General features: G+C 57.6%; 3 protein-coding genes. All 3 read right to left on the bottom strand.

From position 1 onward, the window contains the following. A partial coding sequence (locus FDX03_RS23760) for a KDGP aldolase (protein WP_249357138.1) occupies window positions 1–280 on the bottom strand: 280 nt, incomplete at its 3' end. Beyond that, a complete protein-coding gene (gene dgaE, locus FDX03_RS21070) occupies window positions 267–1,376 on the bottom strand; it encodes a D-glucosaminate-6-phosphate ammonia lyase (protein ID WP_137346536.1) in 1,110 nt (369 codons plus the stop codon). The genes dgaE and FDX03_RS23760, both read right to left, overlap by 14 nt. A 3-nt stretch (window positions 1,377–1,379) precedes the next feature. Beyond that, on the bottom strand, window positions 1,380–1,514 hold a 135-nt coding region (locus tag FDX03_RS23765), incomplete at its 5' end, for a PTS system mannose/fructose/sorbose family transporter subunit IID (RefSeq protein ID WP_249357141.1).

The following is a 1,514-nucleotide window of genomic DNA, read 5'->3' on the forward strand; positions in this document are numbered from 1 at the left end:
AGGTCTGGTTGACGTGTGCTGGATGGACCTGTGAGGCAATCATCGCCGCTTTGTAATACTGCGCCGGGTCACCGGCCCCCAACCCCACGGAAATCGACGGCACGTCGACCATCCAGCGTTTTACTTCCTTAACCCCTTCCTCAACCGAGGAGAACTGCGCCGAAAGAATGCCGATCACCGCGTGACCTTCGGCAGCGTCATAGATTTCCCGGGCGTTGGCGATATCCTTCGCCAGCACGTTAATAGCCACTTTATTGCGATAAAAATTAATGTGCTGCATGGTCTGCAATCTCCTTTAGTCGGGCCACGATCAGTGCCATTTCCCCTTCTGCAACCGTACGCGGGTCAAGACTAAAGACGCCCTGATGAAGGTTGTAACGACGCGCGTAAATCGCGATATCACCCTCTCGCAGCTGCGCTTCTACGGCGTAAGCATCCATCCCCAGCTCTTGTGCATTCACCCGAATACGAATCCGCCAGATGGCGCGCCCGGCTTCGTCCTGCTCAATATCCGCATCCAGTCCGCGAATCGCTGAAATCGCCTGCGCCGCAGGTTGCAGTTCTTCAGCGGTGACCACGGTTTGCCCCTGATGATAGTTTTCCAGGGCATACACCAGCCCGACCATATTCTCTTTGCCGATTTTCATCGCCCGGGCAATTCCGTGGTGCTGCGCTTTACACGCGGCAATCCACTTTTTCTTTCCGGTGATAAACCCGGAGGTCGGCGCGTTAAAGGCTTTTGCCCCGCTGTAGACCACCATATCCGCCCTGCTCGCCACCCAGGCGTGTAAATCCTCCTCGGCGGCGGCATCGACAATCAGCGGCAGGTTATGAACCTGCGCAACCTGTACGAAGTCTGCAATGCTCAACATGCCTTTCTGCACGCAGTGGTGCGATTTCACATACAGCAGCGCGGCAGTGTTGTCGGTAATCGCGCTCTCCAGCTGCCAGCAGGCCGCCAGATTACTTGAGCCAACCTCCACCACCCGCCCTCCCCCTAAGCGGATCGCGCTGGTGATGGGCGCACCGTAGTCAACGTTATGCCCGCGCAGCATGACCACTTCATTAGCCATACCCGCGCTATCCGGCATCAACGTGACTCGCGCCTGGTCACCGCGCGTAATGGCGGCGGCAACGGATATCGCAATACCTGCCGAGGCGCACGAAGTAACATAGCTGTCCTCCGCGCCGGTGTAGCGGGAAACCAATTCACCGGTACGGTCCACCAGCCGGTCAATTTCAACAAAGGCCGAGGCTGCCCGCGCGGTGGCTTGCATCACTTCCGGCGCGACGCTGGAAACGCCCAGAATCGTCATTTTGCCGCAGGCGTTAATCACCTGTTTTAGCCCCAGTTGTTGATAGATATTCTGTGTCATGGCTTACAACACTCCCAGCAGCGAACAGACCACGCTGAGCGCGACAATCGACAGCAAAATCGTGGTGTAACGCGGTCCTTTCTTCACCAGATAGAAGTAGATGGCGAACACCGCCGCCAGCGGCAGCAGGCCGGGGGC

The organism is Citrobacter sp. wls827 (genome assembly GCF_005280875.1).
GTDB lineage: Bacteria > Pseudomonadota > Gammaproteobacteria > Enterobacterales > Enterobacteriaceae > Citrobacter > Citrobacter youngae.

What these genes read in the sequence shown, in the direction of transcription:
- dgaE (WP_137346536.1), bottom strand. Translation starts at nt 1,376, where the DNA reads ATGACACAGAATATCTATCAACAACTGGGGCTAAAACAGGTGATTAAC.